Annotated in this window: 15 protein-coding genes; 12 read left to right on the forward strand and 3 right to left on the reverse strand. The window is 69.3% G+C overall.

The genetic code is table 11. The features are described 5' to 3' along the window. The first annotated feature begins 94 nt into the window (after nucleotides 1-94). The 4 genes from ACT54L_RS20995 to ACT54L_RS21010 all read left to right on the forward strand — a co-directional run bounded on the left by ACT54L_RS20995 (nucleotide 95) and on the right by ACT54L_RS21010 (nucleotide 3,044). Entirely contained in the window at nucleotides 95-985 is an 891-nt protein-coding gene (locus tag ACT54L_RS20995) for an alpha/beta fold hydrolase (RefSeq protein ID WP_476087588.1), read from the forward strand. Nucleotides 986-1,087: 102 nt separating this feature from the next. Then, complete coding sequence (locus tag ACT54L_RS21000) at nucleotides 1,088-1,711, forward strand: CGNR zinc finger domain-containing protein (RefSeq protein WP_476087589.1); 624 nt, start codon at nucleotides 1,088-1,090, stop codon at nucleotides 1,709-1,711. A gap of 135 nt (nucleotides 1,712-1,846) precedes the next feature. Then, a complete protein-coding gene (locus ACT54L_RS21005) occupies nucleotides 1,847-2,401 on the forward strand; it encodes a sigma-70 family RNA polymerase sigma factor (RefSeq protein ID WP_476087591.1) in 555 nt (184 codons plus the stop codon). 1 nt (nucleotide 2,402) lies between these two features. Then, entirely contained in the window at nucleotides 2,403-3,044 is a 642-nt protein-coding gene (locus ACT54L_RS21010) for an NrsF family protein (RefSeq protein ID WP_476087592.1), read from the forward strand. A gap of 18 nt (nucleotides 3,045-3,062) precedes the next feature. Here the strand turns inward: ACT54L_RS21010 and ACT54L_RS21015 are convergent, their stop codons facing one another. Further along, the gene (locus tag ACT54L_RS21015; RefSeq protein WP_476087593.1) at nucleotides 3,063-3,884 is read right to left on the reverse strand and encodes a hypothetical protein; all 822 of its coding nucleotides are present in this window, start codon (nucleotides 3,882-3,884) and stop codon (nucleotides 3,063-3,065) included. A gap of 638 nt (nucleotides 3,885-4,522) precedes the next feature. On the opposite strand from ACT54L_RS21015, the gene ACT54L_RS21020 reads away from it, so the two are divergent. The 4 genes from ACT54L_RS21020 (at nucleotide 4,523) to ACT54L_RS21035 (ending at nucleotide 9,520) form a co-directional block, all read left to right on the forward strand. Continuing rightward, on the forward strand, nucleotides 4,523-5,860 hold the full coding sequence (locus tag ACT54L_RS21020; protein WP_476087594.1) for an MFS transporter: 1,338 nt from the start codon (nucleotides 4,523-4,525) through the stop codon (nucleotides 5,858-5,860). A 79-nt stretch (nucleotides 5,861-5,939) separates the two neighbouring features. Then, complete coding sequence (locus ACT54L_RS21025; RefSeq protein ID WP_476087595.1) at nucleotides 5,940-6,908, forward strand: VOC family protein; 969 nt, start codon at nucleotides 5,940-5,942, stop codon at nucleotides 6,906-6,908. Between the two features lie 36 nt (nucleotides 6,909-6,944). Further along, the gene (mhpA, locus tag ACT54L_RS21030) at nucleotides 6,945-8,471 is read left to right on the forward strand and encodes a bifunctional 3-(3-hydroxy-phenyl)propionate/3-hydroxycinnamic acid hydroxylase MhpA (RefSeq protein ID WP_476087596.1); all 1,527 of its coding nucleotides are present in this window, start codon (nucleotides 6,945-6,947) and stop codon (nucleotides 8,469-8,471) included. Nucleotides 8,472-8,689: 218 nt separating this feature from the next. Beyond that, complete coding sequence (locus ACT54L_RS21035) at nucleotides 8,690-9,520, forward strand: DNA-binding transcriptional regulator (protein ID WP_476087597.1); 831 nt, start codon at nucleotides 8,690-8,692, stop codon at nucleotides 9,518-9,520. 3 nt (nucleotides 9,521-9,523) lie between these two features. Here ACT54L_RS21035 and ACT54L_RS21040 read toward each other — a convergent pair whose 3' ends face one another. Beyond that, nucleotides 9,524-9,916: an acyl-CoA thioesterase gene (locus ACT54L_RS21040; protein ID WP_209099149.1), complete on the reverse strand. Its 393-nt coding sequence runs from the start codon at nucleotides 9,914-9,916 to the stop codon at nucleotides 9,524-9,526. Between the two features lie 230 nt (nucleotides 9,917-10,146). Here ACT54L_RS21040 and rplU point away from each other — a divergent pair, with 230 nt between their 5' ends. The 4 genes from rplU to ACT54L_RS21060 all read left to right on the forward strand — a co-directional run bounded on the left by rplU (nucleotide 10,147) and on the right by ACT54L_RS21060 (nucleotide 12,215). After that, nucleotides 10,147-10,524: a 50S ribosomal protein L21 gene (gene rplU, locus ACT54L_RS21045; RefSeq protein WP_476087598.1), complete on the forward strand. Its 378-nt coding sequence runs from the start codon at nucleotides 10,147-10,149 to the stop codon at nucleotides 10,522-10,524. Between the two features lie 21 nt (nucleotides 10,525-10,545). Further along, a complete protein-coding gene (rpmA, locus tag ACT54L_RS21050; RefSeq protein ID WP_476087599.1) occupies nucleotides 10,546-10,815 on the forward strand; it encodes a 50S ribosomal protein L27 in 270 nt (89 codons plus the stop codon). Between the two features lie 160 nt (nucleotides 10,816-10,975). Next, the gene (locus ACT54L_RS21055; RefSeq protein WP_209099143.1) at nucleotides 10,976-11,608 is read left to right on the forward strand and encodes a GNAT family N-acetyltransferase; all 633 of its coding nucleotides are present in this window, start codon (nucleotides 10,976-10,978) and stop codon (nucleotides 11,606-11,608) included. A 103-nt stretch (nucleotides 11,609-11,711) separates the two neighbouring features. Then, the gene (locus tag ACT54L_RS21060) at nucleotides 11,712-12,215 is read left to right on the forward strand and encodes an RNA pyrophosphohydrolase (protein WP_476087601.1); all 504 of its coding nucleotides are present in this window, start codon (nucleotides 11,712-11,714) and stop codon (nucleotides 12,213-12,215) included. Nucleotides 12,216-12,492: 277 nt separating this feature from the next. Here ACT54L_RS21060 and ACT54L_RS21065 read toward each other — a convergent pair whose 3' ends face one another. Beyond that, a complete protein-coding gene (locus ACT54L_RS21065; RefSeq protein ID WP_476087602.1) occupies nucleotides 12,493-12,909 on the reverse strand; it encodes a F0F1 ATP synthase subunit epsilon in 417 nt (138 codons plus the stop codon). Between the last annotated feature and the right edge of the window lie 2 nt (nucleotides 12,910-12,911).

Below are 12,911 nucleotides of genomic sequence, written 5' to 3' on the forward strand. Positions count from 1 at the left end.
GTTACCCCCTTCACCCCTATCCCTGCTCCATCACTGGGCTGATGCCCGGCCGCAAACGGCCGGGCGCCCCTCTGCCACACGAGGAGATTTTCCAATGCCTGCCTCTCCCGCGGGAGCGTCGACGCGCGCCCTCCACCGCACCGTGACCGTAAACGGCCTGACCATCGCCTATCGGGAGGCCGGCCCCGCCGATGCCCCCGTGGTGCTGCTGCTTCACGGCTTCCCCTCATCCTCCCACATGTACCGGGAGCTCATTCCCCTTCTGGCTGGCCGCTACCGGGTGCTGGCGCCCGATTATCCGGGCTTTGGGGCCTCGTCCGCGCCGGCGCCGGACGCCTTTCCCTATTCCTTCGCCAGCCTCGCCGAGGTGATCGAGGGCTTCACCCAGGCGGTGGGCGCGGCGCACTACGCGCTGTTCATGCAGGATTATGGTGGCCCGGTCGGCCTGCGCCTGGCGCTGCGCCGCCCCGAGCGGGTGCGCGGGCTCATCTTCCAGAATGCGGTGGCCAATGTGGAGGGCTGGAACCCCGACGTGGTGGCCCAGATCGCCCCCTTCTGGGAGAACCGCACCGCCGAGACCGAGGCCCCCGTGCGCAACCTGCTGACGGCCGACACCACGCGCTTCCAATATCTGCACGGCGCCTCCCGGCCCGAGCGGGTGGCCCCGGAAAGCTATGTCGTCGACCAGGCGGGCCTCGACCGGCCCGGCAATGACGCCATCCAGTTGGAATTGCTGCACGCCTACCAGGACAATGTGGCCCTCTATCCCGCCTTCGCCGAATATCTGCGCGCCCGCCGGCCGCCCACCTTGGTGGTGTGGGGGAAGAATGACCCCTTCTTTACGCTCGCGGGCGTCGATCACGTGAAGGCCTGCATCCCCGACACCGAGGTACATCTGTTTGAGGCCGGGCACTTCGCCCTTGAGACCCATGTGGACGAGATCGGCGCCGCCACGCTTGCCTTCCTCGATCGTACCGTGCGCTGAAGCAAGGACCGGCCGGCGGGGGCTTGGCCCCGCCGGCCGAGCTTGCGCCGGGGCGGGGCGCATCCTAGATGCGGAAGGCGCCCGCCCGCCGCCGGAGCCCCCATGCCCAAAGCCCCGCCGCCCATCACCCCCACCCCGTCCCCATCCCCTGCGGAGGGGGATTTTCGCGATGGCGTGCCGTTCCTGGGCGGGCGGCTGTGGATCGACCTTCTGAACACCACGCCGGTGACCGAGGACGGCCCACGCGACCTCATCGCCACGCCCGACGACCTGGCGCTCTGGGCCGTGCTGGCCCGCCTGCAGCCGCCGGCGCCGCCCGCGCTTGGCAAGACTCACACGGCCGTGCTCGGCCTGCGCGCGGATTTGCGCCGCCTGTTCGATGATCTGGCACAGGACGGCGCGCCGCGCGCCGACATTGCGGACGCCGCCAACCGGGCGCTCGCCCATGTGCATGTGCGCCCGCGCGTCGCCGTGGCGGGAGACCGCTATGCCCTGGCCGAGGAGGCCGGCGGCATCGAAGCCGCCATTGCCCTCGACTTCGCCCGCTTCCTCTGCGACTTCGAGCCGGAGCGCCTGAAGCACTGCGCCAACCCGGCCTGCTCCATGGTCTTCTATGACCAGGGCCGCAACGGCCGCCGCCGCTGGTGCACCATGAGCGTGTGCGGAAACCGCGACAAGGTGAGCCGCTTCAGGGCACGCAAGGCGGGGGCAGCCGACGCCTCCTGACCGGCCGGAGGGCGACGCCTTCCGGGGCTGCGGCTTTGCCGTTGCCATTCGCGGGCCGTGCGGTACGAACAAGAGGGGGGCGGGCGGATGTAACGCCGGGGCCTCGTCGCGCGAATTGACGTTTGGGAAAGCTGGATGGACGATCGCGAGCGGCGCTGGGCGCAGGGCATGCGGGATGCGCTTGCCGGCAACCAGCAAGCCTATGAGCAGCTCCTGCGCGAACTGGCGCCGGCGTTGCGCGCGGCCGTCCGCCGACGCTTTTCCAGCATCGGACTGGGGGTGGGCGAGAGCGAGGATGTGGTGCAGGAGATCCTGCTGGCGGTTCATCTGAAGCGACACACCTGGCGGTCGTCCGATCCGCTGGGCCCTTGGCTGTGGACCATCGCCCGCAACAAGTTCGTGGACCATCTGCGGCGGCGCGGGCGGCGGGTGGAAGTGCCCATCGAGGATTTCGCCGAGACCCTCCCCGCGCAGGAGGACCGACCCGGCACCGACGACCGCGACGTGCAGCGCCATCTCGCCATGCTGCCGCCGCGCCAACGCGATGTGCTCACGTCCATCGCGGTGGAGGGCGCCTCCGTGGGCGAGACGGCGAGCCGCCTCGGGCTCACGCCCGGCGCCGTGCGGGTGAACTTGCACCGCGCCTTCGCCCGCCTGGCCGAACGCCTGCGCGGCGAAGAAAAAGAATAGGATGACGCGTGTGAAGACCGACGACCTGATCCGAGCCCTTGCCGCCGATCCCCGCCCCGGGCCGAGCCTCGAAGCCGGGCTCGCGGGCGCGCTCGTGGCCGGGCTGGCGGGCGCCGCCGCCCTGTTCGCGCTCACGCTCAATGTGCGGCCGGGCCTCGCCGGACTGGTGATGGAGCCCCGCATCGCGCTGAAATTCGCCGTGGCGCTGGCCATGGCGGCCTCGGCCGGCGCGCTCGCGCTGCGCCTTGCCCGACCCGGCGCGCGGCGGCCCTCCTGGGCCGTCATCCTGCTGCCGCTGGCCCTGGCGCTTTTCGGCTGCGCGGGGGAAATGCTGGCGACGCCGGAGCGCACCTGGATGCCCGGCCTCATCGGCCGCTTCGCGCCCTATTGCCTGGCCTTTGTGCCGCTGCTTTCCCTGCCCGTGCTGGGCGCGGCCCTGGTGGCGCTGCGCCGCGGCGCCCCGGCGCGGCCCGTGGAGGCGGGCGCGGCCGCGGGCTTCCTGGCCGGAGGGCTCGGCGCCGCCGTCTATGCCTTCCACTGCCCGGACGATTCCGCCTTCTTCGTGCTGACCTGGTACGGCCTCGCCATCCTGGCCGTGGCCGGCCTCGGCGCCCTCCTGGGCGGGCGCCTGCTGCGCTGGTGAGGCGGCCTGCCGTTCGCCTCAGAAATGATAGCCGACGGACAGGAAGACGCCGTGCTGCGTCATGTCATAGACGAAGCCGTTGTTCACATAGTCCGTATAGATGGCCCGGTAGCCCACCGCCGTGGACAGATTGGGCGTCCACATATAGCCCACGGACGCAAAGCCCTGGGCGGTGATCTTCGAGCCCAGCCCGAAGCCGCCCACATCGCCGATGACATTGATGTACCACTTGTCCGTGATGGCATAGTTCAGCATCAGGCCAATGGTGGGGTCCACCCAGTCCTGGTTGCCGCTGGTGCTGAGCGGCAGGCCGAAGAACGGCGTCTGGAGCTGGAAGTCGCCGGACAGATGCTGGTAGCGGAAGCCCACCGTGGCGCTCAGATCCACATTCTGCGGCAGGCCCACCGGCAGGCGATAGCCCAGGAGGCCGGAGATGATGGCCTGCTTGATGCCGACGCTGGCATAGCTCGCCCCGTCGCGCCCCACCGTCGAGCTGGTGGAGAGGTTCGCGTAGACCACGTCCATCAGGAAGGTGAAGTCGGATTTCTTCACCATGAACGAGCCCATGACGGCCCCGTCCAGATTGGACAAAGCGTCGATGGCGGAAATGTCCACATTGGCGGCCGGCCAGCCGCGCGCGCCCGTATGGCCGTTCAGTGCTGTCGCCCAGCCATAAAGGGTCAGCTGGTACTTGGCCGCATCCACCATGGGCGGAGGCACGGTGACAGCGGCGGCAGGGGTGGAAAGATCGGCGGCAAGAGCGGGCGAAAAGGCTGGGGCTGCCGCAGCCGTGAGAAGCAGCGCAGCGGACAGGACGGCGGACGGAACGGGCAGGCGCATCGCGAGGGGGCTCGGGCACGAAACAGAAGACGGCGGACCTTGGCCGTGGCGGCGCCCTGGATCAAGCCTCGCCTTGGCAGGTCCCGCGGCCGCTGGCGTGTACGGAATGACGCAGGCTCCTGTCCGCCAGGCGGACAGGAGGGGTTTTCCGCTGTTGCATGCGGTCGCAGGGGCCTATCTCGGACAGATAAGAAACACGGGAGGAACCCATGAGACCGAGGCACATCCACTCCGCGCCCTGATGGCGGCCAAGCCCCCACGCCCATCTGGCCCTGACGGCGCTGGGGTCCCTTAAGGTCACGGTGACCTGACGTGGCCGCGTGGGGCGGTCGCCCTGCACCGGCAGATCCCCACCCGAGCCGACCTCGCGCCCCCGGCGCCCGCGTGCCCGCCCGTCAGGAGAGGCGCGCCGGACGCCCGATCGCATTCCCGACGCCCAGATCCCGCCCGCCACGCCCCGGCGCCGTCTTCACCGCGACGCGCGCCGCCGGCGGGTTCCATGCCAGTCGCGCGCTCCGGGTCACTCCCGGCGCCCCGACGGGTCCCTGTCTCCCCGTCCGGCGCGGACCCGCCGGGCGAACGATCCCCCATTGCCGATTCCCCGCCCATCAAGAAGGCTTACGGAGGGCCTGAGGACCATGAGCGCCATCGCCACCCCATCCGCCGCTCCCGCGCCCCGGCTCAGCCGCGCGCAGTGGCGCATCATCATGCTGGCCAGCCTCGGCGGCTCGCTGGAATTCTATGACTTCATCATCTACGGCATCTTCGTCCAATACATCTCGGCCCAATTCTTCCCCACCAGCGACCCCTATGTGTCGCTCATCCTGTCCTTCTCGGTGCTGGCGCTGGGGTTCTTGGCGCGGCCGCTCGGCGGCGTGCTGCTCGGGGGCCTGGGTGACCGCTATGGCCGCCGCCCGGTCTTCATCGCCTCCCTGGGCCTGACGACGCTGGCCACCATTGCCATCGGCCTCCTGCCCTCCTATGCCACCTGGGGCCTTGCGGCGCCGCTCCTCTTGGTGGCGTTCCGCCTGGTGCAGGGCATCTGCCTTGGCGGCGAATTGCCGGGGGCGGTGACCTATGCGGTGGAGGCGGCGCCCCGTCGGGCGGGCCTTGCCTGCGGCTTCATCATCTTCTGCGTGAATGTGGGCGTGCTGATCGCCACCCTGGTCAATCTCGGCATCCAATATGCCCTGCCGCCCCAGGACGTTGCGGCCTATGGCTGGCGCATCGCCTTCCTGTTCGGCGGCGTCATCGGCATTGTCTCCTTCGCGCTGCGCCGCAAGCTGGAGGAATCCCCGGAATTCGTGAACCTGCACGGCAAGGCCTCCCGCCATCCCCTGCGCGAGCTGGTGCGCGACCATGGCCGCTCGCTGATCGTGGCCGCCGGCATCGCCGCCATCATCGCGGGCTTCAACGGCCTGCTCTATGGCTTCATGCCCGCCTTCCTGGTGCGTTCGCTGGGCTATGCGGCGCCCGAAGTGGCGCTGGGCATGACCTCGGCGCTGGTGGTGTCCTCCATCGGCCTCATCATCGCCGGCTGGGCCGGGGACCATGTGCCCGGCAAGCAGATCCTGCGCGTCGGCTCGGCGCTGATGGTGGTGAGCGTGGTGCCGCTGTTCATGATGCTGGCCAATCATGCCAGCGTGGTGCTGGTGCTCAGCCTCCTGTCGCTGGTCTTCTCGCTGGCGAGCGGCATCTGGCCCTCGCTTCTGGCCAACCTCTTCCCCACCAAGGTGCGCTTTTCCGGCATCGCCTTGTCCTACAATGTGAGCGTGACGATCCTGTCCGGCTTCGCGCCGCTGGCCGCCACCATGCTCATCGAGCGCACCCAGATGCCTGCCGCGCCCTCGCTCTATATCGCGCTGTGCGCCGCCTTGAGCTTCTGGGCGAGCTTCCACATCACAAGGCGCGACAGCGTGCCGGCCTCCGAGACCCTGGGCACCGAACTGCCCGCCGCTGGCGCCCCGCATCCCTGACCCCCTTGCGCGCGGACCGGCCAATGGCCCGCGCGCCCCTCACCCCGCACCCGACTTCCTGCTTTTGGAGGACCCACCCGTGGGCGTCATCGCACTGGGCTATCTCGGCATCCGCTCCGACAAGATGAGGGACTGGCGCGATTTCGCCTCCGGCCTCCTCGCCATGCAGGCGGTGGACGTCACCTCCGGCCACGCCACCTTCCGCATGGACGACCAGCGCCAGCGCCTGTTCGTCGCCAATGAGCCGGGCTCGACGCTGGCCGCCATCGGCTGGGAGGTGGAGGCCCAGGATGATCTCGACCTCTTCGGCGCCCGCCTGGAGGCGACCGGCGTCGCCGTCAGGCGCGGCACGCGCTCCCTCGCCGACCAGCGCTTCGTGGACGACCTCATCGTCTTCGACGATCCCGACGGCAACCGGGTGGAATTGTTCTTCAACCCCATGCGGGCGCAAGATCCCTTCGTGCCCGGCCGGCCCATTTCCGGCTTCAACACCGGCGCCCTGGGCATGGGCCATGCGGTGCTGCACGCCGTGCGCATCGAGGCGCTGCTGCCCTTCTATCGGGACCTCTTGGGCTTCCACGTCTCCGATTACGGCCTGACCCCCTATCCGCTCTATTTCTTCCATGTGAATGGCCGCCACCATTCCTTCGCCATGGTGGGCTCGGGCCAGACCGGCTTCCACCACTTCATGGTGGAGTTCAAGAACCTGGACGACGTGGGCCAGGGCTATGACCTTGCCCAGTTGCAGGAGGGCCGTGTCGCCTACACGCTGGGCCGGCACACCAACGACTACATGACCTCCTTCTACGCCCATTCGCCCTCCGGCTTCTTCGTGGAGAATGGCTGGGGCGGACGGGTGATCGATCCGGCCACCTGGGAGCCCCACGAGACCTTTGCAGGGCCGAGCTTCTGGGGCCATGAGCGGCTCTATCTGCCGGAAGAGCCCCGCGCGCGGCTGCGCCAGATGCGGCTCGACGCCGCTGCCAACGGCGTCCGCGCCCCGGCGGTGGTGGATTGCCCCTGGCTCTACGGCCACGTCCCCGGCTGAGCCCCCTTTTTTCCCGTCACATCCGCGAGGGACCAAATGTCCACGCTCACCGATACCGACCACATCTTCGACGTTGCCATCGTGGGCCTCGGCCCGGTGGGGGCGTGCCTGGCCAATCTGCTGGGGCAGAAGGGCGTCTCCACCTTGGTGCTGGAGCGCGAGACCAACGCCTATCATCTGCCCCGCGCCGTGCATTTCGACGACGAGGTGATGCGCGTTTTCCAGGCCATCGGCCTCGCGGATGAGATCGAGCCCACCACACGCTGCAATCCCGGCATGCGCTTCGTGGATGCGCAGGGCGCCCTGCTTTTGGACTGGCCCCGCCCGCAGGGCGAGAGCCCGCTCGGCTGGCAGGCCAGCTACCGCTTTCACCAGCCGGACCTGGAGCGCATCCTGCGCGCCGGGCTGGCGCGCTTCCCCTCTGTTGAGGTGCGCACCCGCTGCGATGTGTTCGCCTTCACCGATGACGGCGCGGGCGTCGAGGTGCGCTACGAGGAATTGGGCACCGGCACGCCCCGCAAGGTCCGCGCCCGCTATGTGGTGGGCTGCGATGGCGGCCGCTCGCTGGTGCGCCGCTTCATGGGATCGTCCCTGGAGGATCTCGGCTTCCATGAGCGCTGGCTGGTGCTGGACGTGATGCTGCGACGGGACAAGCCGGAGCTGGGCGACCACACCATCCAATATTGCGACCCCGCCCGCCCCGCCACCTATGTGCGCGGCCCCGGCGACCGCAGGCGTTGGGAGATCACCGTGCACCCGCACGAGGACGCCGCCACCATGACCACGCCCCGCAAGGTGTGGGAGCTGCTCGCCCCCTGGCTCAAGCCGGAGGAGGCGGAGGTGGAGCGCGCCGCCGTCTATACCTTCCATTCCGCCGTGGCCCGCCAGTGGCGCGCCGGGCGACTGCTGGTGGCGGGCGATGCCGCCCACCTCACTCCGCCCTTCATGGGCCAGGGCATGTGCTCGGGGGTGCGGGACGCGGCGAACCTTGCCTGGAAGCTGGAGGCGGTGGTGAACGGCCATGCGGCCGATGCCCTGCTCGACACCTATCAGAGCGAGCGCGCGCCCGACGCCCGCGCCTATATTGAGACCGCCATGCGCCTCGGCGGCCTCATCAACACCTGCAACACCGAGGCGGCACTCGCCAGCGCCTTCCGCGACGAAGACGGGGTGGCCCGCCTGAAAAGCCGGGTGCCGCAACTGGGCGCGGGCCTTGCCGCCGGGCGGGCGGAGCGCGCCGGCCAGCGCATTCCCCAGCCGCGTCTCGCCGATGGCCGGCGGCTCGACGATGCCGTGGGTTATGGCTTCGCGCTGCTGGTGCGCGAGAGCCTGTGGCGGGCCGCCAGCGAAGGCGTGCGGCGCGGCTTCACCGAGGCGGGCATCGCCGTCCTCACCGAGACCGATGGGCCGGCCCTCGCCACATTGCTGGACGAGGCGGACGCCTCCGCGCTCCTGGTGCGGCCGGATCGTTATGTGGCCGGCGCGGCCGATGATGCGGCGGACCTGGCCGCCCTCTCCCAGGCCCTTGCCCCCTATCGGCCGACCCACGCCTCGGCCGCCTGATCCAACGGTCGCCGGGGCCACTCACCCGAAACGGTCGCGGCCTTCACTGGCGGCGACGGCACCAGCCCGGGGCGTGTCGCTCCCGGCCGGTGCGCATCTTGGGATGGCGGAACGCCGGAGGGCGCCCGAATCCCTGTCGCCACGGCACCGGGCTTGACGTTCGGCCGACGGGGGCGGTTCATCGCATGGGTCGATCCCCTCGGCCGAACGGACCAGCCATGGACGAGACCGACGCGGCGCCCCGCCCGGCGGGCCTGCACAAGGAGCCGCAGGACAAAAGCGAGAGCGTGCGGGCGCTGAGCCGCGGCCTCGCGGTGCTGCGCTATGTGAATGCGGTGGGCAGCGCCGGCGCCTCGTCCATCGCGCGGGCGCTCAACATTCCCCGGCCTACCGTCTACCGGCTGATCCAGACGCTGGAGGAAGAGGGCTATCTCTCCTTCTCCGCCTCCTCCGCCCAGGTGCGGGTGACGCGCCTCGCGGCGAGCCTTGGGGACGGCTATGCGGCCCATTCGCGGGTCTGCCAAGCCGCCGGCCCCGTCTTCGGCACGTTCGGCCCGAAGCTCGTCTGGCCGCTGGACCTGACCGTCTATGAAAACGCGGCCATGGTGATCCAGGAGACCACCCACACCCGCTCGCCGCTCTCCATCGACCGGGGCATGATCGGCTATCGCCTGCCCATGCTGCGCACCTCCGCCGGGCGCACCTATCTGGCGCTCTGCGCGCCCGAGGAGCGGGCGATGATTCTCGACCATCTGCGGCGGCTCGACGAGCCGGAGGACAAGCCCTTCCTGGAGGAGGCCTGGCTCACGCGCATGATCGAGGATGTGCGCCGCCGGTGCCTCGGCGTGCGCGATGGCGGCGAGTTCCGCCCCAAGACCTCCAGCATCGCCGCGCCCGTCCTGATGGAGGGGCGGCTGGCGGCGGTGGTGTCCATGATCTGGATCCGCTCCGCCTTGTCGCTGGACGAAGCCATCGCCGCCCATGCGGGCACCCTGCGCCAGATCACGCAGGCCATCGCCGAAGCCGCCGCGGCCCCGGAGCCGGCCTGACGCTCACTCCACCGGAATGGCGCGGGGTCGGCCGACCTCGTCGATGGCCACGAAGGTGAAGGTGGCCTCGGTGACCTTGAAGGTCTCCTCGCTCGCCCGTTCGCGGCGCCAGGCCTCCACCTCGATGCGCATGGAGGTGCGGCCGATCTTGGTCAGCTTGGCGAACAGGCTCACCTCGTCGCCCACCGCCACCGGGCCAAGGAAGGTGATGGCCTCCACCGCCACGGTGGCCGCGCGGCCCCGCGCGCGGCGGGTGGCCACATTGCCGGCGGCCAGGTCCATCTGCGACATGAGCCAGCCGCCGAAGATGTCGCCATTGGGATTGGTGTCCGCCGGCATGGCGATGGTGCGGATGGACGGCACCTCGTCCGGCATGCCGGCCTCTTTGTCACGCATGATATCCCCCTGTGTTGGACTCCTTTTAGCGATGCCAAAGTGAGACCGGAAGCCGCAGGCGGGCAGGATTTGCCGGCATTGACGCAAGGCAGCCCCGGCCTTTTCGCATTGACAAAAAGGCCTCCCGCAGATAGGGGACACCCTTCGCGTGGGGACATGCGCCCCATATCCCAGCCCGACCGAAAGAAGCCGGCCCTTCGAGGCTTGGCTGAACACGAAAGCGAGACAAGATGTTCGCGGTCATCAAGACAGGCGGTAAGCAGTATCGCGTCGCCGCCGACGACGTCATCACGGTGGACAAGATCGAGGCCGAAGCCGGCGCGAGCGTGTCCTTCCCGGTTCTCATGGTGGCCGGCGCGGCCACGGTCATTGGTGCCCCCCTCGTTGACGGTGCCACCGTCACCGCCGAGGTGGTGGAACAGACCCGCGGCGACAAGGTGATCGCCTTCAAGAAGCGCCGCCGCCAGAATTCGCGCCGCAAGCGGGGCTTCCGCGCGGAGCAGACCGTGGTGCGCATCACCGAGATCACCGGCCCCGGCGGCGAAAGCGCCAAGGCTGCCCAGACCACCCAGGACGCGCCGGCCGTCGAGGCCGCTGCCGACGCCTGATCTTAGGATTGGAGAGCTCAGATGGCTCATAAGAAAGCAGGCGGCTCGTCCCGCAACGGTCGCGACTCCGACGGCCGCCGCCTTGGCGTGAAGAAGTTCGGCGGCCAAGAGGTCATTGCCGGCAACATCATCGTGCGCCAGCGCGGCACCAAATGGCATCCCGGCAGCAATGTGGGCATGGGCAAGGACCATACCCTGTTTGCCCTCATTCCGGGCAAAGTCGAGTTCCGCACCAAAGCCAACGACCGAACCTTCGTATCCGTTGTCCCCGCCCTTGAGGCGGCCGAATAAGCGGCGAGACCTGAAAATGCAGGGTCCCGCCGGTCTCGTCGAACCGGTGGGAGCCTGACATGGGTGTCATTGGCTCCTGAATGAAACCGGGGAGACGGGCAGTCTCCCCGGTTTTGTTTTGTCCGCACGGTCCCACGACCCTTGAGGCAAGGAGCCAGCCATGACCATCGTCGAATGCCCGTCGCAGGTCCTGCTCCAGGAGAGCAGTATCCCCGTCCTCGAAACCGAGCGGCTCGTGCTCCGCATGCCCCGGGTCGAGGACGTGCCCGCCATTGCTGCCCTTGCCAATAATGTCCGGATCGCGGAAATGACCGCGAACCTGCCCCATCCCTATCGCCCATCGGACGCCCGCGCCTTCGTCGACACGCTGGCCGCCACCGCCAACGGCATCACCTTCGCCATTTTCCTCAAGCAGGAAGGCGGCTTCGCCTTCGCCGGCATGTGCGGCTTCGGCCAGCGCAAGGGCGAGAGCGCGCCCGAGATCGGCTATTGGATCGGCGAGCCCCATTGGGGGCGCGGCATCGCCACCGAGGCGGTGCGCGCCATCATCGATTTCGTCTTCTCCGAGACCGATCACGACCGCATTCTCGGCGCCGCCCGCGTGGTCAATCCGGCCTCCCGGCGTGTGCTTGAGAAGTGCGCCTTCCAGTGGTGCGGCGTGGGCCTGTGCCGGGTGAAGGCGCTGGGCGCCTCGGTGCCGGTGGACCGCTTCCAGCTGGAGCGGCGCACCTGGGCCTCGCTGCGCGCCTGGGGCTCCACCGCCCTCCCCCACCATCGCGCCCTCACCCATTGAGGCCATGACGGGCAAGACCGGCCGCGCGGGGCGCACGCCCCGCGCGCGCGCCGGCGGGATCTGCTATCTGGAGCCCAAGTGCTTCATCTGAGGATCCCCCGCCATGCGCTCGCCCGATGACCTCCCCTATCGCCCCTGCGTGGGCATCGCTGTCTTCGATCGCGCCGGGCACGTCTTCATGGGCCAGCGGGCCGGTGGCCCCGAGCATGTGGACATGACCTATTCCTGGCAATTGCCCCAGGGCGGCATCGACAAGGGCGAGGATCCCTATGAGGCCGCCTTGCGCGAGCTTTACGAGGAGACATCCATCCGCTCCGTGAAGAAGCTGGGCGAGATCGAGGACTGGCTGACCTATGACATCCCCGGCCGCATCGTCGGCCAGGCCTGGCGCGGCAAGTTTCGCGGCCAGACCCAGAAATGGTTCGCCTTCGCCTTCACCGGCGACGAGGGCGAGATCGAGATCCTCAAGCCCGGCGGCGGCCACCACAAGGCTGAGTTCATGGCCTGGCGGTGGGAGAGCCTGGACCGGGCACCGGAGCTGGTGGTGCCCTTCAAGCGGCCGGTCTATGAGCGCGTGGCCAACGAGTTCCGCCGCTTCTCCGTGTGACCTCGGACCTGTGACACCGGACGGGGCGCGCCCCGGGAAAGGACGCTTTGCGTCCGGAGCCCTTGTGAGCGAACCGGCCCCCGGTTCGCGGGAGGGACGTGCTCTCGAACAAAGAGTTGGATCGCTGGCGCATGTTGCATGAAGCGCTCAAGCGATCCCTGTCGCGCCTCCGCCCAGCCACCGGCGAGGGGCGGTGCGGGGTCCTGAAACGCAAAAAGGGGAAGGCGCAGGCCTTCCCCTTTTCGTATCTGGGCCGAAAAGCCCCGGCGGGTGCGCCTCAGTGGGCGGTGCCGCCCTGCAGGGTCAGCACGTCCAGGACCTGCTGGAGGTCGGAGAGCTGGGTCTGGGCCTTGGTCTTGGCCTCATCGGAGCGGGCGTCCGCCAGGTCTTCCTGGGCGTCCTTGATGAGCTGGCGCAGCTGGTCGAGGTGGATCTCTTCCACGGGTGTGGCGCGCTCGGCCAGAACGGTGAGGCCGGCGCCGTTCACCTCGGCAAAGCCGCCGCGCACGAACATGCGCTTGGCCGCGCCCTGGCCGTGAATGGTCAGGATGCCCGGCCGCAGCGTGGCGATGAAGGGCGCATGACCCGCGCCCACGCCGAAATCACCCTCGGAGCCGGGGACATCGACGCTGTCCACCTGGCCGGAGAAGATCAGCCGCTCGGGCGAAACGAGCTCAAACGTGAAGTTGGCCATGT

It is taken from the genome of Aquabacter sp. DMC10, assembly GCF_056314145.1.

Coding starts and splice junctions, on each gene's coding strand:
- ACT54L_RS21065 (WP_476087602.1), bottom strand. CDS start 12,909: ATGGCCAACTTCACGTTTGAGCTCGTTTCGCCCGAGCGGCTGATCTTC.
- ACT54L_RS21060 (WP_476087601.1), top strand. CDS start 11,712: ATGCGCTCGCCCGATGACCTCCCCTATCGCCCCTGCGTGGGCATCGCT.
- ACT54L_RS21005 (WP_476087591.1), top strand. CDS start 1,847: ATGGACGATCGCGAGCGGCGCTGGGCGCAGGGCATGCGGGATGCGCTT.
- rpmA (WP_476087599.1), top strand. CDS start 10,546: ATGGCTCATAAGAAAGCAGGCGGCTCGTCCCGCAACGGTCGCGACTCC.
- ACT54L_RS21010 (WP_476087592.1), top strand. CDS start 2,403: ATGACGCGTGTGAAGACCGACGACCTGATCCGAGCCCTTGCCGCCGAT.
- mhpA (WP_476087596.1), top strand. CDS start 6,945: ATGTCCACGCTCACCGATACCGACCACATCTTCGACGTTGCCATCGTG.
- ACT54L_RS21015 (WP_476087593.1), bottom strand. CDS start 3,884: ATGCGCCTGCCCGTTCCGTCCGCCGTCCTGTCCGCTGCGCTGCTTCTC.
- ACT54L_RS21000 (WP_476087589.1), top strand. CDS start 1,088: ATGCCCAAAGCCCCGCCGCCCATCACCCCCACCCCGTCCCCATCCCCT.
- ACT54L_RS20995 (WP_476087588.1), top strand. CDS start 95: ATGCCTGCCTCTCCCGCGGGAGCGTCGACGCGCGCCCTCCACCGCACC.
- ACT54L_RS21055 (WP_209099143.1), top strand. CDS start 10,976: ATGACCATCGTCGAATGCCCGTCGCAGGTCCTGCTCCAGGAGAGCAGT.
- ACT54L_RS21040 (WP_209099149.1), bottom strand. CDS start 9,916: ATGCGTGACAAAGAGGCCGGCATGCCGGACGAGGTGCCGTCCATCCGC.
- rplU (WP_476087598.1), top strand. CDS start 10,147: ATGTTCGCGGTCATCAAGACAGGCGGTAAGCAGTATCGCGTCGCCGCC.
- ACT54L_RS21035 (WP_476087597.1), top strand. CDS start 8,690: ATGGACGAGACCGACGCGGCGCCCCGCCCGGCGGGCCTGCACAAGGAG.
- ACT54L_RS21020 (WP_476087594.1), top strand. CDS start 4,523: ATGAGCGCCATCGCCACCCCATCCGCCGCTCCCGCGCCCCGGCTCAGC.